A 22,131-nucleotide genomic window follows, 5' to 3' on the forward strand; every position below is an offset into this window, starting at 1 on the left:
TGATTCACCCTTTTCCATTTGTAGATTTATTATTTGTGATGATTAAGACAAATGCCATAAAGAGAATGAGAAATAATGCAATTGTAGAACCCATTCCATAATTTTGAATTACAAGAAATTGTTCCTCTATCGCCGTTCCAATATTAATCACTTTATTTCCAGCAATTAACCTTGTAATCATAAACAAAGAAAGTGCAGGAATAAATGTAACTTGCACTCCAGTTAATACACCTCGTTTAGTTAAAGGCATGATTACTTTTTTAAAAGTGGCTAAACGACTAGCACCTAAATCACTTGAAGCTTGTAATAAATTATTTGGTATGTCTTTCATATTATTAAAAATTGGTAAAATCATAAATGGAATATAAATATAACTTGCTACAATTATAAACGCTGGTCCTGTAAATAACAGTTCCGTTCTAGGTAAGTGTAAACTATATAATATTCGGTTGATAATACCATCATGACTGAACAATCCGATAAATGCATAGGTCTTTAGAAGTAAATTAATCCAAGTAGGTATAATTAATATCAATAACCATACATTCTGATGTTTTGATGTACGAATAAAATACGCCGCTGGATAACTAATAAGTAATGTAGTCAGCGTAATAAGTACAGCGTACAATACAGAGTCCCATAACATCAAAAAATATTTGGTTGTCATCATTTGTTTATAATTTTCTAAACTAAAATCACCATGGATATCAATCATAGAAAAATAAATTAACAAAATAACAGGCACAACAATAAATAAAATCATCCACAAAATGTATGGTATAAATAAAAATCCATTTATTTTACGCATTATCATTCACCTCATAACTATTAATGCGTTTATCAAATTCTGCTTCAGTTTCACCCGGTACCATAATATGAATCGCTTCTGGTTCAAAATATAAACCTACTTTACTGCCTACTTCAGTTTTCTTTGTAGAATGCACCATCCACTCATAACCTTTTCTATCTACACAATTGATTTCGTAGTGCACACCTCTAAATAACATGGATTCAACAGTCACTTCAAATAACCCATCCCCAGGAGATACTAATGCAATGTCTTCTGGTCTGATAACGACTTCAACTTGTTGTTGACTAGGAATTCCCATATCAACACACTTAAATGATTGATCGTAAATATTAACGACATAATCTTTGACCATCGTACCTTGCAAAATATTAGATTCTCCAATAAAATCAGCAACAAATCGATTTACTGGTTCATCATAAATATCTATTGGCGTACCAAATTGTTGTATTTTTCCATCTTTCATTACAAATATATAGTCACTTAGTGCCAATGCTTCTTCTTGATCATGTGTTACAAATATAAATGTAATACCTAATCTAGATTGAATTTCTCTTAATTCATATTGCATTTCAGTTCTTAGTTTTAAATCTAGTGCTGATAATGATTCATCTAGAAGTAAAATCTCAGGTTCGTTTACAATAGCACGCGCAATCGCAATTCTTTGCTTTTGTCCGCCACTCATGCCTTCTATCATTCTGTTTTCAAAGCCAGTTAATTTCACTAATTTTAAAGCATCTTGTACCTTAGTTTTAATGACTTCCTTGTTTAATTTTTTTATTTTTAATCCAAATGCGATGTTATCAAATACAGTCAAATGTGGAAAGAGTGCATAATCTTGAAAAACTGTATTTACTTTTCTCTTATTAGCAGGAACTTGATTAATTGATTTTCCTTGATAAATGATTTGGCCATGATCAACTTGTTCAAAGCCTGCAATCAATTTGAGAATTGTAGTTTTGCCACAACCAGATGGACCTAATAGTGTATAAAAATGTCCAGATTCAATATTTAAATCTATGTTATCTAATATTTGAGTTCCATCGTAAGCTTTGCTTACCGATTCAAATGTCAATAAAGGGTTCATGTATTGTCCTCCTATAAATATGATGCTGTTGCAACAACCATCACTTTCACATCTTGTGACGTAAGGTTCTTTAACCTATGTATTTGGTTTGCTTTAAAATATAACGCGTCCCCTTCTTCAGCGTGATAATAATCACTCCCTAATAAAAGCGAAACCTCACCTTGTAAACAATATATGAATGTGTCGGAATCTGAAGGATCAAAACTTTTATAAGATGCATTAGGTCTTAAAGTAAGTATTAAAGGTTCCATTTCGAAATTATTTGATTGTGTAATTGGCCAATTCAATAAATATCCTCTATCAGATTCATCATAGTGAATTTGCTCATTTTTCTTATATAACACCTTAGTATTCGCTGAATCATTAAAAAATTCACGAGGGGTCGTACCTAACACTTCTAAAATATTAAAAAAAGTTTCCATACTTGGTGAAGCGTGTTCACTTTCTATTTGCGAGACATATCCTTTAGATAAATCTGTACGTTCTGCTAACTCACTTTGAGTAAGTTGTTTAATATTTCTTAGATTTTTTAATTTTTTTCCTATATTCATTCTGTCACCTTATTTTATAACTTCTACTTTTACACATTTAAAGCTTAATTGTTAATCACAACGTTAGCATGCTCTACACAAAAAACCATATTTTGTTTACTTTTATCAAACATTATGTTTAGTGCTTAATAAAAGTATCAAAATATGGCTAATATGACAATAGTTAAATTTATTCTGAGCTAAAATATTTTTGGTTAGAAGCCTCTTTGACTGATTTTACAGCTTTGTAGCTATTATAGCCACTTTGCTTCTCAAATTCTTTAAATATTTGCTTTTCTTGAGCTTTACCTGGAACTACTTTTTTAAATTGACTGTAGCGTTCTAACAAAAGCTTGCCCTCAACTTTTGATTCGTAGTATTGCTCAATGGCATTAAAAAAAGCTACCACTTGCATCATTTCTTCATTTGTCCATTCAAGATCAATAGGATATGAATATTCCATATCATTACACTCCCTTTTGTTAACAAGTAGTTATCAAAATTTTAAAAAAGTAAAAAAAAGAGCGGGACAGAAACCAATATATTAAATTGATTTCTTATTCCCGCCCTATATATTTGTTATCGCCTTTAAATGTTTGAACATTGACTTGAAAGTGCGAGAACAGTGTCCCTGTGCATACTTCCTAATCACTTAAGTTAAAACGTCTAAAGCATAACAATTTGTGCTTATAAATTATTACATTGTATGAATTGGTAATCCTAAAGCTTTTTCAGCAGCTTCCATAGACATTTCACCTAAAGTTGGGTGAGCATGTACAGTTAATGCTAAATCTTCAGCATTCATACCAGATTCAATTGCTAAACCTAATTCAGAGATAATATCAGAAGCACCAGTACCAACTACTTGCGCACCAACAAGTGTATTATCTTCTTTAAGTGTTAACAATTTAACAAATCCAGTTGTGTCATCTAATGATAAGGCACGACCGTTAGCTGCATAAGGGAATTTAGAAGCTGTAACTTCTAATCCTTCTTCTTTTGCTTGGGCTTCAGTGTAACCTACTTGTGCTAATTCTGGTTCAGTGAAACATACAGCAGGCATACCAATGTAATCCACTTCTGATGCTTCTCCAGAAATAACCTCAGCAGCTACTTTCGCTTCATAGCTCGCTTTATGAGCTAATGGTAGCCCAGGAACGATATCACCAATTGCGAAAATGTTGTCGATAGAAGTACGGCTTTGTTTGTCTACTTCTAATAATCCACGATCTGCGAATTTAAGACCTAATTCTTCTAAGCCTAATTCATCAGTGTTTGGACGACGACCTACAGTAACTAATACATAATCAGCATCAATCGTTTGTTCTTCACCTTTAACTTCGTAAGTTACTTTAACACCGTTGTCTGTTTCTTCAGCAGATTTAGCCATTGCTTCAGTAACAATTTCAACGCCTTTTTCTTTCATACCTTTTTTAACAGGTTGTGTCATTTGTTTTTCGAAGCCACCTAAGATATCTTTAGCACCTTCTAAAATAGTAACTTCTGAACCAAAGTTAGCAAAAGCAGTACCTAGTTCTGAACCGATATAACCGCCACCAACTACTACTAATTTACCAGGAACTTCTTGTAAATTTAAAGCACCAGTTGAATCAATAACGCGATTGCCAAATTCGAAATTAGGAATTTCAATTGGTCTAGAACCAGTTGCAATAATTGCATGTTTAAAGTTATAAGTTTGAGCGCTCTTCTCATCCATAACACGTAAACTGTTGTTATCTACGAAATAAGCTTCACCTTTAACAATCTCTACTTTATTACCTTTTAATAATCCTTCAACGCCACCTGTTAATTTCTTAACTACTGACTGTTTGAATTCTTGAACTTTGTCAAATTTAAGTGAAACACTTTCAGCAATAACACCTAAATTTTCAGAGTTTTTAGTTTCATCATAACGGTGAGATGCGTGTAATAATGCTTTTGATGGAATACATCCAACGTTAAGACATACACCGCCTAATTCGCCTTTTTCAACGATTGTTACTTTTTGACCTAATTGTGCTGCACGAATTGCTGCAACATATCCTCCAGGTCCTGCTCCGATTACAATAGTATCTGTTTCAATTGGGAAATCTCCAACTACCATGTTTTACCCCTCCATTAATAATAATTCTGGATTATTTAATAAACGCTTGATATGGTTCATTGCATTTTGTCCAGTAGCACCATCGATTTGTCTATGGTCAAAGCTTAATGATAATGATAATACTGGCGCAGCTACAATTTCACCATCTTTAACGATAGGTTTTTGGGCAATACGACCAATACCTAAGATAGCTACTTCTGGATGATTTATCACTGGTGTAAACCATTGTCCACCTGCTGATCCAATATTACTAATAGTACAAGTAGCACCTTTCATTTCATCTGAAGTTAATTTACCATCGCGTGCTTTTACAGCTAATTCATTAATCTCATCTGAAATTTGGAACATAGATTTACGATCAGCATGTTTTACAACAGGGACTAATAAACCTCTGTCTGTATCTGCTGCGATACCAATATTCCAATAATGTTTGTGTACAATTTCGCCAGCTTCTTCATTAAATTCTGTGTTAAGCGCTGGATATTTTTTAAGCGCAGAAACGAGTGCTTTCACAACGTAAGGTAAGAATGTTAATTTAGTACCTTGCTCAGCTGCTACTTCTTTGAATTTTTTACGGTGATCCCATAGTTCTTGAACATCGATTTCATCCATTAAAGTAACGTGAGGTGCAGTTTGTTTAGAATTCACCATTGCTTTTGCAATTGCTTTACGCATAGCAGGAATTTTTTCTGTTGTTTCTGGGAATTCTCCTTCACTAGAAACTGGCGCTGATTGTGCTGCGCTCGCAGAAGTTTCTTCTGCAGTTTCAGGTGCGCTCTCAGTTGAAGCTGCACTTGCATCTCCATTTAAGTATGCATCAATGTCTTCTTTCGTTGTACGTCCATTTTTACCTGAAGCTACAACAGCTTTAATGTTCACACCATTTTCACGTGCATATTTACGTACTGAAGGCATTGCTTTAACACGTTTGTTTTCATCTACATCTGCATCAGCTGATGATTGTGTCGTTGCTGCTTCAGAACTTTCTTCTTTAGCAGGTTCTGCTTCTGTTTCTTCTGCAGATTCACTGCTATCGCTGCCTTTAAATTCCATGTCTTCTGCATCAGGTGCGTCAATTTTAACAATTGTATCGCCGACAACAGCTACTGTACCCTCATCTACAAGTACTTCCTCTACTGTACCTGACACAGGTGATGGGATTTCTACTACAGATTTGTCATTCTGTACCTCAGCTAAAACATCATCTTCTTCGATATTATCTCCAGCTTTAACAAACCATTTTACAATTTCACCTTCGTGGATACCTTCACCAATATCGGGTAATTTAAATTCAAATGCCACGTTATTATCCTCCTAAAAATTCATATTTAGTCAAAAATTAGAAAATGAGAACGGAACTTATGATTCGCAATCTCATGCTGTTTTATTATTAATAATTGAAGCTGGGATAACATTTCAAAAGCTATCCCAAACTTATTAATATTTATTAAAATTCTAATGTTGCTTTTGCTTTTTCAATGATATCGTTTTTGTTTGGTAACCAAACATTTTCTGCTTGAGTAAACGGATAAACGGTATCAGCAGCAGCTACACGAGCAATTGGTGCTTCTAATGATAGGATTGCACGTTCAGCTAATTCTGAAGCAACTGTTGCTCCAACACCAGCTTGGCGTTGTGCTTCTTGAACTACAACTGCACGTCCAGTTTTTTCTACTGAAGCAACTAACGTTTCTAAGTCGATTGGTTGTACCGTACGTAAATCAATCACTTCCACTGAATGACCATCTTTTTCTAACTCTTCAGCAGCTTTTAATGATTCTTGTACCATGGCACCGTAAGCAATTAAAGTAATGTCATTACCTTCTTGTTTGACACTTGCTTTACCAATTTCAATTGTATACTCTTCTTCTGGAACTTCTTCACGGAAAGAACGATACAATTTCATGTGCTCTAAATATACAACTGGGTCATTACTTCTAATTGCAGAAATTAATAATCCTTTTGCGTCATAAGGGCTTGATGGAATAACTACATTCAATCCTGGTGATTGCGCTAAGATACCTTCTAAATTATCTGCGTGTAGTTCTGGAGTATGGACACCACCGCCAAATGGAGCACGAATTGTTACTGGTGCTTGTTTTGAGTTACCAGAACGGAAACGTGTACGTGCAATTTGACCTGCAACAGAGTCAAATACTTCAAATACGAATCCTAAGAATTGGATTTCCATTACTGGACGGTAGCCTTGTGTAGTTAAACCTAAAGCTAAGCCACCAATTCCAGATTCAGCTAGAGGTGTATCAAATACACGGTCTTCACCGAATTCTTTTTGTAATCCTTCAGTTACACGGAATACACCACCGTTAACACCGACGTCTTCACCGAAAAGTAAGACATTTTCATCATTTTGTAATTCGGTTTTAAGCGCATTGTTAATCGCTTGAACCATTGTCATTTGTGCCATCGGTTACTTCGACTCCTTCTCTTTGTAGATTTCATATTGTTCTGCTAAATGTTGAGGCATTTCTTCATACATATTTTCCATTAAGTCTGTAACTGTTTGTTTTTCTGTATTATCCGCTTCTTTAATAGCAGTTTTAATTTCAGCTTTCGCACGATCGATTACTTCGTTTTCTTTCTCTTCAGTCCATAGACCTTTATTTTCTAGATGTTTTCTAAAACGAACTAACGGATCTTTTTTCTCCCATTCAGAATCTTCGTCTGAAGTTCTGTATTTCGTTGGATCGTCACCAGCCATTGTATGTGGACCATAACGATAAGTAATTGTTTCAATAAGTGTTGGACCCTCACCGTTCACAGCACGATCACGCGCTTCTTTAGTTGCTTGATATACTGCAAGTGCATCCATTCCATCTACTTGTATGCCAGGAATACCTACTGAAATCGCTTTTTGAGCTAATGTTTCAGCAGCTGTTTGTTTACTACGTGGCGTAGAAATCGCATAGTTATTATTTTGAATCACAAAAATTGCTGGCGCTTTGTAAGCTGAAGCGAAGTTAATACCTTCATAGAAATCACCTTGTGAAGAACCACCATCACCAGTATACGTGATTGCTACAGCTTGTTTCCCACGTTTTTTAAGTCCAAGTGCAACACCAGCAGTTTGTACATATTGTGCACCGATAATAATTTGTGGGCTTAGTGCATTAACACCCTCAGGCATTCTATTTCCTTTGAAGTGGCCTCTAGAGAATAAAAACGCTTCAGTTAATGGCAAACCTTGCCAAATTAATTGTGGTACGTCACGATAACCAGGAAGAATAAAGTCTTCTTGCTCTAATGCGTATTGTGAAGCTAATTGTGAAGCTTCTTGTCCAGCAGTAGGTGCATAGAATCCTAATCTCCCTTGTCTATTTAAAGAAATAGAACGTTGATCAAGAATACGTGTCCAAACCATTCTTTCCATTAATTCTACTAATTGCTCGTCTGATAAATCAGGTACTAGATCTTCATTAACGATATTACCGTCTTCATCCAAAATTTGGATCATTTCAAATTGAGATTCAGTATCTTTCAATACTTTCTCTGCATCGAATTGGGCTTTTAATTTCGGAGCCATTCAATTCACCATACCTTTCCCGTATAATAGAAATTCATTTTATCCTTTAACATTGTATCACAAAACTGTTTCACTGTTAAACAAATATGAAAAGTTCTGTAATACAGTAAATAGGTACAGTTTCAAAACTGTATCACTAATTTCAAACTAGCTGTACTATATTATTCTCAAGTTTCAAAGCGTCAATGTTCAAATGAATGTAAGCGCCCTCATTTATAATGCTATAGTTATTTACATTAAATTTCAAATTAATAGCATTTTCATGTTAATTTAAATTATCAACATCTTGTTTTTCTTTATTTACTTTTTCCATTGCGTCTTTGTATTTATTAAATGATTTGTCCATAGTTTTATATGATTTGGATACAGCTTCTGTTTTTTTATTCATTTCTTCTTGATTAGCTTGATCACGTGAGCCATATTCAAATAAATCTTTTTCTTTATTCATAATATTTTTATATGAATTTGCATAGTTATCATGTGCCTTATATTTATCTTTCAAAGCATCATTTAACTCTTTCACTTCTTTTTTCTTATCTTTGTCACTAATATTATCTAAATGTTTTTGAGCTTTTTTAAACGCTTCTTCTGAATTTTCTAAAGCATTTTCTTCTTTTTTAAATTCTTTTTTTCTTTTCTCAACATTATCTACAATTTTTTCAGAAGTTTGTTTTGCTTCTTGTTGGTCTTTACCATTGATTTTTTTCACAAGTTTTTGTTTTTCTTGCTCTAGTTCGTTAAGTTTTTTGCCTACTGAAGAAACAGGCTTTTCTTCATCAAATGCTTGTTGTATCTTTTCATTATAATCTTTTATCTCACCTTTATCCGTTGTACATCCAGCTATAAGTACTGTGGAAGCTAGTATGGCACCAATACCATATTTAAATTTCATTTTGAAAAATCCTCCTTTTTCGTGTGCTATATTATATAATAAATTTTAATAAATCAAATGAATTACTGTATTTTATTTGGTAATCTTTGGTATATTTTATATTAAGGAAGGTGTATGAACAAATGTTAACAATGAAAGATATAATTCGAGATGGACATCCTACGCTACGCGAAAAAGCTAAAGATGTCGAGGTTCCATTATCAAATGAAGATAGAGAAACATTAAAAGCTATGAGAACATTTTTAATAAATAGTCAAGATGAAGAAACTGCTAATAAATATGGTCTTCGTTCTGGTGTCGGACTTGCAGCGCCACAGATTAATATTTCTAAAAAAATGATTGCGGTTTATTTACCGGATGATGGCGAAGGTAAAAGTTATGACTTGATGTTAGTGAATCCTAAAATTATGAGTCATAGCATTCAAGAAGCTTATCTACCTACTGGTGAAGGGTGCTTAAGCGTAGACGAAAATATACCAGGCCTAGTACACCGTAAATATAGAGTTACTGTTAAAGCAAAAGATATAGATGGTAACGATGTCAAATTACGTTTAAAGGGTTATCCAGCCGTTGTAGTTCAACATGAAATAGATCATATTAATGGCATCATGTTTTATGATCACATAGATTCAGAACATCCATTGCAACCTCATGAAGATGCAGTAGAAGTATAAAAAAAGAACTGTTAGTAAACGTGCCAATCGCGTACGCTTACTAACAGTTCTTTTTACATAAAGTCGTCTCTTCTTTCATGGTATATAATATTGAGCTCTTGTAACTCTTTTTTCAAAGCATTTAATTCTTGAATATCAATAAATACAGGGTCATGATTGTGTTTCACATAATTTTGATCTTCATTTATAGTGTCAATGATTTCATTATAATTGAAAAACATGATAACTTGTTCCGCACGTATTTCAAATGTAATATCTTGAAAGACCTTGTCAGTTCGTTGTTTCTCACTTTTAATATCTTCAACAATACGCTTCACTTTATCCATATCAATCATCCTCATCTCGTCTTTATTACTTTCTACTATTACTTTCTATTTTAAATTATTAATTATTATATTTCCTTTTAATCATAATTAATTTTTATTATTGACTCAAGCTATATGATGATTCATTTAATATTTGAATATATGTAGCCTAAATTTACTTAGTTAAATACCTTTTATAAAGTGAATCACTTTTTTCTACATATTAAGCTTTAGCAGAAAATAAAACTGCTTTATTTATTCTACTACATCATGTAAAATGAGAAATAACTGAAAACATACGAATATGTTCTATTTGTATTTTTCTATACGAACGAATTTAAAATGACCCTAGAAACATACTGGGCAACTGCTCGTATGTTCTCTTTATATAAAACGTAGTTTCAATTCACTTTTAGTGAAATTTATTTTATTTAAAATTGAGAAACTCACAAAATATTATACATTTCAGGGTTTATATAAATAATCTAACCAAAACTTAGGAGGAAATAGATATAATGGCAGTATTTAAAGTATTTTTTCAACATAACAAAGATGAAGTAGTCGTAAGAGAACACACACAAACAATTTATGTTGAAGCTCAATCAGAAGAACAAGTAAGAAGATATTTGAAAGACCGTAATTACAATATCGAGTTTATTACTAAACTTGAGGGCGCACATTTAGAATATGAAAAACAATCAGATCATTTTAATGTGGAGCAAGCTGAGTAATGAAACAAATTCATAAAAATGAAGTTGCGGTATATGCCCTTGGTGGCTTAGGTGAAATCGGAAAAAACACTTATGCCGTAGAATATCAGGATGAAATCGTAATTATAGATGCAGGTATCAAATTCCCTGATGATAATTTATTAGGAATTGATTACGTGATTCCTGACATTACTTATTTAGAACAGAATCAAGACAAAATAGTTGGTCTGTTCATAACACACGGCCACGAAGACCATATAGGTGGTGTGCCCTACCTATTAAAACAAATAAACGTGCCTATATATGGTGGACCATTAGCTTTAGGTTTAATCAGAAATAAATTAGAAGAACATCACTTGTTAAGAACAACAGAACTTGTTGAAATCGAAGAAAGCTCTGTTATTAAATCTAAATATTTCGAAGTTTCATTCTATTTAACAACACATAGTATCCCAGAATCATATGGTGTTATCGTTAATACACCAGAAGGCAATATTGTTCATACTGGTGATTTCAAATTTGACTTTACGCCAGTTGGTGAACCAGCAAATATTGCGAAGATGGCAAAACTTGGAGAAGAAGGTGTCCTTTGTTTACTTTCAGACTCTACCAATTCATTAGTTCCTGACTTTACATTGAGTGAGCGTGAAGTTGGCCAAAATGTTGAAAAGATATTCCGTAATTGTAGCGGTAGAATCATCTTTGCTACTTTTGCATCTAATATCTATCGTGTTCAACAAGCTGTTGAAGCTGCAATTAAACACAATCGTAAAATTGTAACTTTTGGTCGCTCAATGGAAAACAATATTAAAATTGGTATGGAACTCGGTTATATTAAAGCACCACCTGAAACTTTTATAGAACCAAATAAAATTAATAGTGTGCCTAAACATGAATTACTAATTTTATGTACTGGGTCACAAGGTGAACCAATGGCGGCTCTATCAAGAATTGCTAATGGTACACACAAACAAATTAAAATTATTCCAGAAGACACTGTAGTATTTAGTTCTTCACCTATTCCAGGTAATACTAAAAGTATTAACCGCACTATAAATGCATTATACCGAGCAGGTGCTGAAGTCATACACAATAAGGTATCAAATATTCACACATCTGGTCACGGATCTAAAGGCGATCAACAATTAATGTTACGCTTGTTACGTCCAAAATTCTTCCTCCCAATTCATGGTGAATATCGCATGTTAAAAGCACATGGCCAATCAGGAATTGAATGTGGTGTGGAACCAGACAACGTGTTTATCTTTGACATCGGTGATGTTTTAGCTTTAACACATAATTCAGCTAGAAAAGCTGGAAGAATACCATCTGGCAATGTTTTAGTGGATGGTAGCGGTATTGGAGATATCGGAAACGTAGTTATCCGAGATAGAAAACTATTGTCAGAAGAAGGCCTAGTCATCGTCGTTGTTAGTATAGACTTTAAAACGAACAAATTACTATCTGGTCCTGACATCATTTCTCGTGGTTTTGTTTATATGCGTGAATCTGGTCAATTAATTTATGATGCCCAAAGAAAAATCAAAACAGATGTTATTTCTAAACTGAATCAAAATCCAGAAATACAATGGCATCAAATTAAATCATCAATCATTGAAACACTACAGCCGTATTTATTTGAAAAAACTGCACGTAAACCAATGATTTTACCAGTGATCATGAAGGTAAATGAAGATAATACATCTTCTCAAAATAAAAAAACACAAAATAAACCAAATCAGAAAAAAGACAATTCAAAAAAACACAATAGTAAATCTCAAAACAAAAATACAAAAGATACTAACAACAAAGATAATAAAAACATCGCTCAGAAAGCAAAACAAAAACAAAAAAATGATGGTAACCAAACGGACCAATCAACAAAATCATAATCAAACTCAATGCCTCATCCATTTGTAATGGATGAGGCATTTTTACATTAAACATTTGCTATTTTGACTGAGTACATTAATTAAAAGTTAAGTTTGAACCTTGTATAACTTATCTATTCACAAATATCAAAATCCCTTAAAGAATACACTTTACACAAAAAAGAAGAGTGTGGGACATCACTGTTTTGTCCCACCTCTTCTACGTTAGTTCATATATTAATATTTATCTTACTACCTTTTTTTCAAATCGGTTTAAGTCATTATCATGACCAATCATAATTAAAATATCCCCAATTTCAATATTTATGTTTGGGTCTGGAGATACGATAATATCTCTACCTCTTTTAATGGCAATAATACTTATACCATATTGCGCTCTAATATCTAATTCTATAATGGTTTGTCCTGCCATCTTTTCACTAACTTTAATTTCTACTATTGAATGTTCATCTGCTAGTTCTAAATAATCTAAAACACTAGCACTAGCTACATTATGTGCAATTCTCCTACCCATATCTCTTTCAGGATGAACAACAGTATCTGCACCAATTTTATTTAAAATTTTTGCATGATAATCATTTTGAGCTTTTGCCGTTACTTTCTTAACACCTAACTCTTTTAAAATTAAAGTCGTTAACGTACTCGATTGAATATTTTCACCAATAGCAACAATTACGTGATCAAAATTTCTAATGCCTAAACTTTTCATCACAGCTTCATCAGTTGTGTCAGCAATTACCGCATGTGTGGCAATATCACTATATTCATTCACACGCGCTTCATCCATATCAATCGCCATAACATCCATATCTAAAGCATTTAATTCTCTAACAATACTACCGCCAAAACGACCTAAACCTATAACCACATATTCTTTATCCATATGCGTCCTCCAAAAATAAGATAATTGAAATATATCAAATATCCGTAGCTTAAACAATAAACATCGCTACTATATTTAAGTATATTCGTCTATTTTTTACCTTCAACATATTTTTTATCAAAAACAAATAATCTCAATAATAATATTAGCGATGGAATTAGTAAAAGTAAACCTAAAATAAATGCGATGATTAAAGCAATAGCCATCCCACTATTCACAACATGTTCATCTATACGAATATATGGATATAAAATGTATGGTAACTTACTTACACCATAACCGAAGAACGCAAAAGCCATTTGTAAAATAACTAAGACAAATGCAAAACCATGCCATTTTTTCATCAATGTGAGTAACATTGTACCAGCAAAACATAAAAAGCTGAGTGCAAACATCCACCAATAATCAAATACCGCTGTATAGAAATGCGTTTCATTTTGCAATCTTAACGATAAGAATACAAATAATGAAATAGCGATCATTGGTGGTCCCCAAAATAAGAACCAGTATCTTAATAAATCATAAGCTGGTTTATCATTCGCTTTAGAAGCATAATAAGTTAAAAATCCAGATGAAATATAAAGTACAGATATGATTGCAAGAAATACAACTGACCATGAATATGGACTTAACAATAATTCAAACCAATTTAAATCTAAATGGTTGCTTGAACCGGTAATATAACCACCCTCAGAAATCGTTAATGTAGTGGCTAATGCAGCTGGTATGAATAATCCTGCTAAACCATAAAGTGCAAGCCATGGTAGTTTTGTGTCTGGTCCATAGTTTTCAAAAGCATAAAAGCCACCTCTTATGGACAACAATATCAACGCAATTGATGCTGGTAAAAGCAACACTGTACCAAAATACATCGCGGAATCTGGGAAAAACCCAACCATTCCTACGAAGAAGAATACGAAGAAAACATTCGTTACTTCCCAAACCGGATTAAGGTAACGTGCAATCAAATGGTTTATTTTTTTATCTTGTTTTGTCAATTTAGCATGTAACGTAAAGAAACCAGCACCAAAATCAATTGATGCAACAATAATATAACAAAATAAGAATATCCATAGTACTGTGATACCTATATATGCGAATATCATCATGCATCACCTCTTTCCGATGAAGTTACTTCAAATTCTTTATATGCTGGTTTATTTTTAAACATCCTTATTAGTACATAAGAAGAAGTAACAATCAATATTAAATATAATATACCAAATAATATTGTTACGAACGTTAAACCACCTGCTTGAGTGGCAGCTTCAGCCACTTTTAGATAACCACGCACAATCCAAGGTTGACGACCTTGTTCCGTTAAGAACCAACCAAATTCTATTGCCAACATCGCTGCAGGTCCAGTTAATAAAGCGCCATATAGCATTGGTTTGGAATAAGTGAATTTTCGTAATTTTTTAAAGCATAATGTTAGTACAAAAGCAGCTGAAACAATTAAACAGAACACGCCCATCGACACCATTAAGTCGAAATAATAATGGACAATCATCGGTGGATGTAGTTCTTTTGGAAATTCATCCAAGCCTTTCACCTTAGTATTAACATTATTATCAGCCAAGAAGCTAAGTAGACTCGGAATTTTAATTGCACCAGTTACTTCTTGTGTTTCTTCATTTAAAGAACCAAAAAGCACTAAATCAGCATTGGATTCCGTATCAAAATGCCATTCATACGCAGCTAATTTTTCTGGTTGTTCTTGATGTAAAAATTTTGCAGATAAATCTCCTGCCAACATAGAACCTAACGTAAAGACAACGCCAAGTATCATTGTTAATTTTAAAGCTTTTTTATGATATTCTGCATCTTTTTTAAACTTATTTTTCACTAATTTGAATGCAGCAATGGCAGCTAGTACAAAAGCCATCGTCATAAAAGCAGTCGTTACAACGTGAAAAGATCTTATTAAAAATGAGTCGTTAAACATTGCCACCCAAGGTTCAACATTTATCATTTTACCATTTTTAATTTCAAAACCAGCCGGTGTATTCATAAATGAATTAACCGCTGTAATAAAGAAGGCAGAGAAAGAACCTCCAATAATCACTGGTATACTAATTAAAAAATGCGTCCATTTACCCTTAAATCTATCCCAAGTATATAAGTATATACTTAAGAAAATCGCTTCAAAGAAAAACGCAAATGTTTCCATAAATAATGGTAATGCGATCACATGACCACCCATTTGCATAAATGTTGGCCATAGTAATGACAGTTGTAAACCTATAATCGTACCTGTTACAACCCCCACTGCCACAGTAATCGTATAACCTTTAGACCATCTTTTGGCTAACGTTATATAATGGGAATCATTTTTTTTAATCCCTAAAAACTCAGCAACTGCAAACATCAACGGCACACCTACACCTATTGTTGCAAATATGATATGCACTGCAAGTGTCATTGCAGTTAGAAAACGAGCTAATTCAACTGAATCCATAATATCACCTTTTTAATTTATTTGTGACAAAAATCACAACGTCCATTCATTATAAACCCAATGGCTATGTTTTAAAATTAGTTAAACTCAGAATTAAGTGACAAATTAATGACCAATTACATGTAATTTTATAGCTTGAATTATAATTAAAAGTCACTTACTATTAAAGAAAATGACTTTGTAGAAAGGATTGATGCTGAATGACTGATATCATCATTTACACACAAAATGATTGTCCTCCTTGCACCTTTATAAAAAACTATTTAACTGATAAAGGTTTTAAATATATAGAAAAAAACATTGCTAATCAGCAATATCGAAATGAAATGATTGATTATGATGCATTTGCAACACCCTTTATATTATTGAATGGTGAACCAATATACCAAGTTGATATGGATAAAATTAACCAAGTTTTAAATATTGAAACAACACATTAAATTTCACAACTCTATAAAATTATCTAAATCAACTAGGCTAATAAAGTAATTCATCGCTTTAGTTGTTTTAACTAACCATAACCTAATTTCAGCTATATTAAACAAAATGAGCAAGTAGATAGATGCTCCTTATCCACTGTTATATGTATATCTGCTTAGTATTAAAATAAATCGCAATATAACTAAAAAACTGGTAATCCATTATATAATGAATTACCAGCTTTTTTTATTTCGTATAATTACTTACTAAATCTTGTACTTCTTCAGAAGTAGCACAGTTAATCGCTTTTTGCGCTAACTCTTCCATCTCATTTTTACTTAATCCTTTAATTTGACGACGTGCTTTAAGAATTGATGTAGCACTCATAGAGAATTCGTCTAATCCTAGGCCCAATAGTAATGGAATAGCAATTTCATCTCCGGCCATTTCTCCACACATTCCAGTCCATTTGCTTTCTTTATGAGAAGCATCAATCACTTGTTGCACTAAACGTAAAATTGCTGGATTGTATGGTTGATACAAGTAAGATACTCGCTCTGACATACGATCTGCGGCCATTGTATATTGAATTAAATCATTCGTTCCGATGCTGAAGAAATCTACTTCTTTAGCAAAAACATCTGCTAATGCTGCAGTTGAAGGAATTTCTACCATGATACCAACTTCTATATCATCAGATACTTCAATACCTTCATTTGTTAAATTTTCTTTTTCCTCTAATAACAATGCTTTCGCATCACGGAATTCTTTAATTGTCGCTACCATTGGGAACATAATATTTAATTTCCCATAAGCTGACGCACGTAATAAAGCACGTAATTGTGGTCTGAAAATGTCAGGTTGATCTAAACATAAACGAATCGCACGGTACCCTAAGAATGGATTCATTTCTTCTGGTAAATTTAAATATGGGAGTTCCTTATCTCCACCAATATCTAAAGTACGAACAACAACGCGTTTATCTTCCATTGTTTCAAGTACTTTTTTATAAGCTTCAAACTGTTCATCTTCAGTCGGCATTTCGTCTCTACCCATATATAAAAATTCAGTACGATATAATCCGACACCTTCAGCGCCATTTTCAATTACACCTTTCAAATCATTTGGTGTACCGATATTAGCAGCGAGTTCAGCATGAGCACCATCAACAGTTGTTGTTTCTTCATCGCGTAATTTTTGAAGTTCCTTTTTATCTTCAAAGAAACGTTCACGCTTGTTTTGATATGCAATGACTTCGTCTTCTGTAGGATCAATAATCACTTCGCCAGTTAAACCATCAACAATAATCATATCACCTTGTTTAACTTCTTGCGTGATTGATTTCGTTCCTACTACTGCAGCAATTTCAAGTGAGCGACTCATAATTGCTGAGTGAGAAGTTCTACCTCCAATATTTGTAACAAAACCTTGTACAAATTCCTTGTTTAATTGAGCAGTATCAGAAGGCGTTAAATCATTACCTATAATAACAACGCTTTCATCAATCATACTAGGATTTGGTAATTCCACACCCAATATATGTGCTAAAACGCGTTTTGACACATCACGAATATCTGCAGCGCGCTCTTTCATGTATTCATTATCCATCGCTTCAAAAATAGTAATGAATTGTCCAGTTACATCAGAAAGCGCAGTTGGTGCGTTAACTTGTTCATTTTTTATTTTATCTTCAATCGGTTGAATTAACTCTGGATCATCTAAGACTAGTAAATGTGCATCAAAAATAGCGGCTTTATCAGCACCAAGATTTTTTTCAGCATTATTTCTAATTTTTGTTAATTCAACTTTAGATGTTTCAATAGCATTTTGAAACTTAGCAATTTCTGCGTCGACATCTCGAATCTTCTCACTATCGTATGAAAGATCAGGTTCAACTAATAAATATGCTTTAGCAATTGCTACACCATCTGAAGCAGCAATGCCATTAATATAATTAGACATATTATTTAGTTAATCCTTCTTTAGATAAGATATCAGTAATCGCTTCCATTGCATCTGTTTCATCGCTACCATCAGCATAGATTGTAATTTCAGCATCTTTACCTACACCTAAACTCATAACACCCATGATTGATTTCAAGTTAACTTTTTTACCGTTATATTCTAATTGAATATCTGAATCAAATTTTGATGCAGTTTGAACAAGCATTGTAGCTGGACGTGCATGAATACCTGTTTCGTCAATAATTACATATGATTTTTGTTCCATAATATGATGTCTCCTTCGTATAGTTAGAATCGTTAGTTTATTATAAAACCTAGCATAGTTTTATATAATAACATTACCAAATTATACATATAAATTCAATTCGTTGCACCCATGATATGACAATATTCAATGAATATTGTTACTTTTTATGAAAACGCTCCACCATTACATTAAAGATTTAACAACCTTTTCACATTTTTCAATATGATCATCACCGATTTTTTTCATAAAGTAATAACTGATTGAAGCCGAAATAGCTTGCCCTACAAGTGGGAACCATTTTGTTTGTTTAGCAGCCATACGTTTTGCAACATCTCTAATAACGACTTTTAATATGGCATTAGATACTTTTCTACCTATAAATTGACTCCCCTGTATTGCAGCAGCTGTAAAAATACGTTCTTTTACATCTTCTCTCATTGAATTTACTTGTTTGTGATCTAAACCATAGATTTTATTAACGTCTTCTATAATATCTCTCATTAGCTTGATATCGACACCAAAGTCAAGGCCTGGTATTGGTACAATACTAACACTTGAAGATAACATTGATTTTTTTCTCACTATAGCTTGAGCGCGTTGACGACGTTCATCTAATTCTATGTTAGTCGTTGGTATATCGCTTTTATTTTTTATATCTTCAATATTTAAAACTTTATTTCCGACTTTCTGTGTTACATTATTAGTTATTTTATTTTTAAAACTCATGATATTCACTCCTTGGTAAAATCTTGTACTGTAAAAATATTACCCTCTTTCACAGAAATTACTGTATATTTACAAAAATAGCCTTCAAATATTTTGATGGTTTATAGTGTGGATGTGTTTTAAAATCTTTTGGTAATCCCATTACCTCTGATAGTTCAAAATCAACTTCTGCATTATTCAATGTATCTTTAATCATTTTTTTAAATGCTTTTAATGAAAATGTACTATTATTCGTACACAATAATAAAGTTCCATTTGGCGAAAGTACTTCCAAAGCACCTAGTATTAATTTATCGTAATCTTTCAATACTGAAAATGTTTTTTTCTTATTTCTTGCAAAACTAGGTGGATCAATAACGATTGTGTCATAAAGTAAATCATGACGGCGCGCGTAATTAAAATAATCAAAGGTATCCATTACAAATATATATTGTGTCTTTGGATCAATTGCATTTAAGCCAAAATTTTCTTCTGTTAATGTGCGTGATCTGTTAGCTAAATCAACGCTAGTAGTGACTTTGGCCTTTTCTGCTGAGACAACTGAAAAAGCACCAGTATAACTAAACACATTTAACAAATACCTATCCTCAGCAAAATGATCTCTTAATTTCTTTCGTACTTCTTTTTGATCCAAGAAAATACCTGTCATAGGGCCATCATTTAAATCCACATTATAAAATGTGAAATTTTCTTCGATTATAATAGGAAATTCTGGTGCTTCCCCATCAACAAACCCTCCAGCTATTTGAGCATCTTTAAATCTCATTTTTTCAAACACAGATTTGTATTCTAAGGTATTTTTTAATGCATTTAAAATTTGATAACGGTATTTATAAATACCTTTAGAATACCATTGTATTAAAAAGTGTCCGTTATAATTATCAATAGTTAGACCACCTACACCATCACCTTCACCATTAAATATTCTAAAAGCATTAGTACCTTCAATATTATAAAAATACGCTCTTTCTTGTATTGCGATTTCAAAAAGTCTCTCAAAAAATTGAGTATTAATCACTTCATTTTCATCATAGCTCAATACCCATCCAAGTCCTTTATGTTGCCTTCCGACGTACGCAGTTGCAATATAGGTTTGTTCATCATTTACTAACGAGAATAAATCGCCCTCTTTTAAATGGTCATGCGCATACACGTCATTATCATCGATTAATGGATATCCATTTAGATATTTCGTTTCTTTACCTTTATTTAATACGGCAGTTTTCATAATTATATGTCAGCCTTTCTTCTAATTTTATAATTTATGCTTTCTTATTCTATCATCTCAAGAAATATCGTAACATCATTTATCTATAATTGAATGATTTCTCAATTCAAACATTATATTATTGTTTTTAATCTTTTGTGTTATTTCAATCATGAATCAAAAAGGACTGGCATTTAGCTATAGCCAGTCCTTTAAAAATTTATTTACTTGTTAATCTTTTGAAGGTTCACGCAATTTAATAATAAATGATACAATTACTGCGATTAACATCACAAACAATATTGGCGTAATGAAAATTGACAATAGTAGGCCATGAACCATAATATTCATAAATTCTGTTAACAATTTGAAAAATAATATACTAACCATAAACAACTGCAGATAATAGAATTTATCTCTCAAGAAGTTCGTTAATGTCGTTAATATATAAGCAATAATAATCAGCATTAGTAATAATAAGGTAATCCATTCAATCACATATTGTGTTTGAGAAATTTCCCAATTACCTGAAACAAATAAAGCATTTCTATTATTAAATTCTATAATTGTAAAGAATAATAATACAACACCACAAAATATTTCTACATAAGCTGATTTAACCCATTTTGGAATTTTCATCCAATTTGGAATATCATCCTCTTGTATATCAATAATATTCTTCCATTTTTCGATAAATTTGTCTTTTTTATCTCTTAATTTTTGAATATCAACACTTCTACGTGTTTTCCGAGTAAACTCAGTTGTCTTATCTTGTAAACTTTTCAAATGCTCTTTCGTTTGGTTTGTAACTGTACCTTTGCTTGTTCTAGATAATTCAGGTTCTTCTTCACCTAATTCTTGTTTTGTTAAAGGAAGTGCCCTTCTTAAAAACAAGAAATTCCAAATTGACATTTGACCTAGTAACCACATTATTAAAAAGAATGTATTTACACTCAAAATATCAATAGGGATAATTTCGTCGCTATCTATTCTTCCATATAATACGATTTGCGTAATTAAATAACTTATCCCATAACTGAAAATAATTAATAAATAATGATATTTTCTGTGATTTGGATTTAGTTCATCTTTATATACAATATACCCAATATGAACTACAAATGGGATAATAAAAATGATAGCAAAGAAGCTATAAACTTGTGTCATTAAAATAAGTGTTATAATGAAGAACAGTATACCTATCACTAAGAAGAAGATTGAAACATCATAATCATATCTTGTTGTTCTTAATAGCGTGAATCCGAGTAAGATGACTGCAATACCAAATAAAATAATTAATACTGCACTTATAACAGGGAAATTCCCTATATAATTACTCATGACTCTTATGATTTCTGCAAAAAATGCATTTATAAAATCCCAAACATTATGAATATGTAATTCAATTTTACCTTTATCCTTTAAGTCATGGACCATAGATAAATTTATTAAAATGATGAGACCTGTGAAGAGCGAAACGATGCCTATTATATAACTATATAATATCTCAGCGTGTTTCTTTAAAAAAGACATACCATTCACCTCAAAGTTATTATATATTAACATTTAGTTCTTGTCTTTAATAAATCAATAAATAAGTCTATAGTATGATAGAAAATAGTTGTACAGTCAAGTTTCCACCAAACATAATCGATTAAACAAATATTTCAAATTTAACGTAA

The 22,131-nt window shown here is 32.3% G+C and carries 22 protein-coding genes; 4 read left to right on the forward strand and 18 right to left on the reverse strand.

The window, feature by feature from the left end; genetic code table 11:
* Positions 1 to 4: 4 nt before the first annotated feature.
* The 9 genes from KA883_RS04100 to KA883_RS04140 form a co-directional block, all read right to left on the reverse strand.
* A complete protein-coding gene (locus KA883_RS04100) occupies positions 5 to 808 on the reverse strand; it encodes an ABC transporter permease (protein ID WP_046207867.1) in 804 nt (267 codons plus the stop codon).
* Positions 801 to 1,895: an ABC transporter ATP-binding protein gene (locus tag KA883_RS04105; protein WP_046207868.1), complete on the reverse strand. Its 1,095-nt coding sequence runs from the start codon at positions 1,893 to 1,895 to the stop codon at positions 801 to 803. The genes KA883_RS04100 and KA883_RS04105 overlap by 8 nt, the downstream gene beginning before the upstream one ends.
* Before the next feature lie 11 nt (positions 1,896 to 1,906).
* On the reverse strand, positions 1,907 to 2,446 hold the full coding sequence (locus KA883_RS04110) for a helix-turn-helix domain-containing protein (protein WP_046207869.1): 540 nt from the start codon (positions 2,444 to 2,446) through the stop codon (positions 1,907 to 1,909).
* A 169-nt stretch (positions 2,447 to 2,615) separates the two neighbouring features.
* Positions 2,616 to 2,888 (reverse strand): UPF0223 family protein, encoded by a 273-nt coding sequence (locus tag KA883_RS04115; protein ID WP_046207870.1) that lies wholly within the window; start codon positions 2,886 to 2,888, stop codon positions 2,616 to 2,618.
* A gap of 234 nt (positions 2,889 to 3,122) precedes the next feature.
* A complete protein-coding gene (gene lpdA, locus KA883_RS04120; protein WP_046207871.1) occupies positions 3,123 to 4,529 on the reverse strand; it encodes a dihydrolipoyl dehydrogenase in 1,407 nt (468 codons plus the stop codon).
* Between the two features lie 3 nt (positions 4,530 to 4,532).
* Positions 4,533 to 5,831, reverse strand: a complete 1,299-nt coding sequence (locus KA883_RS04125) for a dihydrolipoamide acetyltransferase family protein (RefSeq protein WP_046207872.1) — start codon at positions 5,829 to 5,831, stop codon at positions 4,533 to 4,535.
* Positions 5,832 to 5,976: 145 nt separating this feature from the next.
* The gene (locus KA883_RS04130) at positions 5,977 to 6,954 is read right to left on the reverse strand and encodes an alpha-ketoacid dehydrogenase subunit beta (protein ID WP_046207873.1); all 978 of its coding nucleotides are present in this window, start codon (positions 6,952 to 6,954) and stop codon (positions 5,977 to 5,979) included.
* Between the two features lie 3 nt (positions 6,955 to 6,957).
* On the reverse strand, positions 6,958 to 8,070 hold the full coding sequence (gene pdhA / locus KA883_RS04135; RefSeq protein WP_046207874.1) for a pyruvate dehydrogenase (acetyl-transferring) E1 component subunit alpha: 1,113 nt from the start codon (positions 8,068 to 8,070) through the stop codon (positions 6,958 to 6,960).
* A gap of 265 nt (positions 8,071 to 8,335) precedes the next feature.
* Positions 8,336 to 8,962 (reverse strand): YkyA family protein, encoded by a 627-nt coding sequence (locus tag KA883_RS04140; RefSeq protein ID WP_046207875.1) that lies wholly within the window; start codon positions 8,960 to 8,962, stop codon positions 8,336 to 8,338.
* Between the two features lie 122 nt (positions 8,963 to 9,084).
* Here KA883_RS04140 and def point away from each other — a divergent pair, with 122 nt between their 5' ends.
* On the forward strand, positions 9,085 to 9,636 hold the full coding sequence (gene def / locus KA883_RS04145) for a peptide deformylase (RefSeq protein WP_046207876.1): 552 nt from the start codon (positions 9,085 to 9,087) through the stop codon (positions 9,634 to 9,636).
* Positions 9,637 to 9,689: 53 nt separating this feature from the next.
* On the opposite strand, the gene KA883_RS04150 is transcribed toward def, so the two are convergent.
* A complete protein-coding gene (locus KA883_RS04150) occupies positions 9,690 to 9,962 on the reverse strand; it encodes a hypothetical protein (RefSeq protein WP_046207877.1) in 273 nt (90 codons plus the stop codon).
* Positions 9,963 to 10,456: 494 nt separating this feature from the next.
* Between KA883_RS04150 and KA883_RS04155 the strand changes: the two genes are divergently transcribed.
* The gene (locus tag KA883_RS04155) at positions 10,457 to 10,672 is read left to right on the forward strand and encodes a DNA-dependent RNA polymerase subunit epsilon (RefSeq protein WP_046207878.1); all 216 of its coding nucleotides are present in this window, start codon (positions 10,457 to 10,459) and stop codon (positions 10,670 to 10,672) included.
* Complete coding sequence (rnjA, locus tag KA883_RS04160) at positions 10,672 to 12,543, forward strand: ribonuclease J1 (RefSeq protein WP_046207879.1); 1,872 nt, start codon at positions 10,672 to 10,674, stop codon at positions 12,541 to 12,543. The genes KA883_RS04155 and rnjA overlap by 1 nt, the downstream gene beginning before the upstream one ends.
* A gap of 223 nt (positions 12,544 to 12,766) precedes the next feature.
* Here the strand turns inward: rnjA and KA883_RS04165 are convergent, their stop codons facing one another.
* The 3 genes from KA883_RS04165 to KA883_RS04175 all read right to left on the reverse strand — a co-directional run bounded on the left by KA883_RS04165 (position 12,767) and on the right by KA883_RS04175 (position 15,884).
* Complete coding sequence (locus tag KA883_RS04165; protein ID WP_019467854.1) at positions 12,767 to 13,426, reverse strand: potassium channel family protein; 660 nt, start codon at positions 13,424 to 13,426, stop codon at positions 12,767 to 12,769.
* Positions 13,427 to 13,515: 89 nt separating this feature from the next.
* On the reverse strand, positions 13,516 to 14,532 hold the full coding sequence (locus tag KA883_RS04170) for a cytochrome d ubiquinol oxidase subunit II (RefSeq protein WP_046207932.1): 1,017 nt from the start codon (positions 14,530 to 14,532) through the stop codon (positions 13,516 to 13,518).
* Positions 14,532 to 15,884: a cytochrome ubiquinol oxidase subunit I gene (locus tag KA883_RS04175; protein ID WP_046207880.1), complete on the reverse strand. Its 1,353-nt coding sequence runs from the start codon at positions 15,882 to 15,884 to the stop codon at positions 14,532 to 14,534. Before KA883_RS04175 ends, KA883_RS04170 begins: the two co-directional genes overlap by 1 nt.
* Before the next feature lie 200 nt (positions 15,885 to 16,084).
* Here KA883_RS04175 and KA883_RS04180 point away from each other — a divergent pair, with 200 nt between their 5' ends.
* Entirely contained in the window at positions 16,085 to 16,324 is a 240-nt protein-coding gene (locus KA883_RS04180; RefSeq protein WP_046207881.1) for a glutaredoxin family protein, read from the forward strand.
* A 226-nt stretch (positions 16,325 to 16,550) separates the two neighbouring features.
* On the opposite strand, the gene ptsP is transcribed toward KA883_RS04180, so the two are convergent.
* From ptsP to auxA, 5 genes are all read right to left on the reverse strand, one after another.
* A complete protein-coding gene (gene ptsP / locus KA883_RS04185; protein WP_046207882.1) occupies positions 16,551 to 18,266 on the reverse strand; it encodes a phosphoenolpyruvate--protein phosphotransferase in 1,716 nt (571 codons plus the stop codon).
* A gap of 1 nt (position 18,267) precedes the next feature.
* On the reverse strand, positions 18,268 to 18,534 hold the full coding sequence (locus KA883_RS04190) for a phosphocarrier protein HPr (protein WP_019467646.1): 267 nt from the start codon (positions 18,532 to 18,534) through the stop codon (positions 18,268 to 18,270).
* 165 nt (positions 18,535 to 18,699) lie between these two features.
* Complete coding sequence (locus KA883_RS04195; protein WP_046207883.1) at positions 18,700 to 19,242, reverse strand: DUF697 domain-containing protein; 543 nt, start codon at positions 19,240 to 19,242, stop codon at positions 18,700 to 18,702.
* 58 nt (positions 19,243 to 19,300) lie between these two features.
* Entirely contained in the window at positions 19,301 to 20,470 is a 1,170-nt protein-coding gene (locus KA883_RS04200; protein WP_046207884.1) for a class I SAM-dependent rRNA methyltransferase, read from the reverse strand.
* Between the two features lie 210 nt (positions 20,471 to 20,680).
* Positions 20,681 to 21,982 (reverse strand): lipoteichoic acid stability factor AuxA, encoded by a 1,302-nt coding sequence (gene auxA / locus KA883_RS04205; RefSeq protein ID WP_046207885.1) that lies wholly within the window; start codon positions 21,980 to 21,982, stop codon positions 20,681 to 20,683.
* Between the last annotated feature and the right edge of the window lie 149 nt (positions 21,983 to 22,131).

The organism is Staphylococcus sp. GDY8P54P (assembly GCF_017892645.1).
In the GTDB taxonomy this organism is placed as follows: domain Bacteria; phylum Bacillota; class Bacilli; order Staphylococcales; family Staphylococcaceae; genus Staphylococcus; species Staphylococcus ureilyticus.

Bases quoted from the DNA above. Each gene is read 5' to 3' on its own strand.
- pdhA (WP_046207874.1), bottom strand. From the start codon at position 8,070: ATGGCTCCGAAATTAAAAGCCCAATTCGATGCAGAGAAAGTATTGAAA.
- KA883_RS04180 (WP_046207881.1), top strand. From the start codon at position 16,085: ATGACTGATATCATCATTTACACACAAAATGATTGTCCTCCTTGCACC.
- KA883_RS04150 (WP_046207877.1), bottom strand. From the start codon at position 9,962: ATGGATAAAGTGAAGCGTATTGTTGAAGATATTAAAAGTGAGAAACAA.
- KA883_RS04175 (WP_046207880.1), bottom strand. From the start codon at position 15,884: ATGGATTCAGTTGAATTAGCTCGTTTTCTAACTGCAATGACACTTGCA.
- auxA (WP_046207885.1), bottom strand. From the start codon at position 21,982: ATGTCTTTTTTAAAGAAACACGCTGAGATATTATATAGTTATATAATA.
- KA883_RS04115 (WP_046207870.1), bottom strand. From the start codon at position 2,888: ATGGAATATTCATATCCTATTGATCTTGAATGGACAAATGAAGAAATG.
- KA883_RS04200 (WP_046207884.1), bottom strand. From the start codon at position 20,470: ATGAAAACTGCCGTATTAAATAAAGGTAAAGAAACGAAATATCTAAAT.
- KA883_RS04130 (WP_046207873.1), bottom strand. From the start codon at position 6,954: ATGGCACAAATGACAATGGTTCAAGCGATTAACAATGCGCTTAAAACC.
- rnjA (WP_046207879.1), top strand. From the start codon at position 10,672: ATGAAACAAATTCATAAAAATGAAGTTGCGGTATATGCCCTTGGTGGC.
- KA883_RS04165 (WP_019467854.1), bottom strand. From the start codon at position 13,426: ATGGATAAAGAATATGTGGTTATAGGTTTAGGTCGTTTTGGCGGTAGT.
- KA883_RS04190 (WP_019467646.1), bottom strand. From the start codon at position 18,534: ATGGAACAAAAATCATATGTAATTATTGACGAAACAGGTATTCATGCA.
- KA883_RS04100 (WP_046207867.1), bottom strand. From the start codon at position 808: ATGCGTAAAATAAATGGATTTTTATTTATACCATACATTTTGTGGATG.
- KA883_RS04155 (WP_046207878.1), top strand. From the start codon at position 10,457: ATGGCAGTATTTAAAGTATTTTTTCAACATAACAAAGATGAAGTAGTC.
- lpdA (WP_046207871.1), bottom strand. From the start codon at position 4,529: ATGGTAGTTGGAGATTTCCCAATTGAAACAGATACTATTGTAATCGGA.
- KA883_RS04170 (WP_046207932.1), bottom strand. From the start codon at position 14,532: ATGATATTCGCATATATAGGTATCACAGTACTATGGATATTCTTATTT.
- KA883_RS04195 (WP_046207883.1), bottom strand. From the start codon at position 19,242: ATGAGTTTTAAAAATAAAATAACTAATAATGTAACACAGAAAGTCGGA.
- ptsP (WP_046207882.1), bottom strand. From the start codon at position 18,266: ATGTCTAATTATATTAATGGCATTGCTGCTTCAGATGGTGTAGCAATT.
- KA883_RS04140 (WP_046207875.1), bottom strand. From the start codon at position 8,962: ATGAAATTTAAATATGGTATTGGTGCCATACTAGCTTCCACAGTACTT.
- KA883_RS04105 (WP_046207868.1), bottom strand. From the start codon at position 1,895: ATGAACCCTTTATTGACATTTGAATCGGTAAGCAAAGCTTACGATGGA.
- KA883_RS04110 (WP_046207869.1), bottom strand. From the start codon at position 2,446: ATGAATATAGGAAAAAAATTAAAAAATCTAAGAAATATTAAACAACTT.
- def (WP_046207876.1), top strand. From the start codon at position 9,085: ATGTTAACAATGAAAGATATAATTCGAGATGGACATCCTACGCTACGC.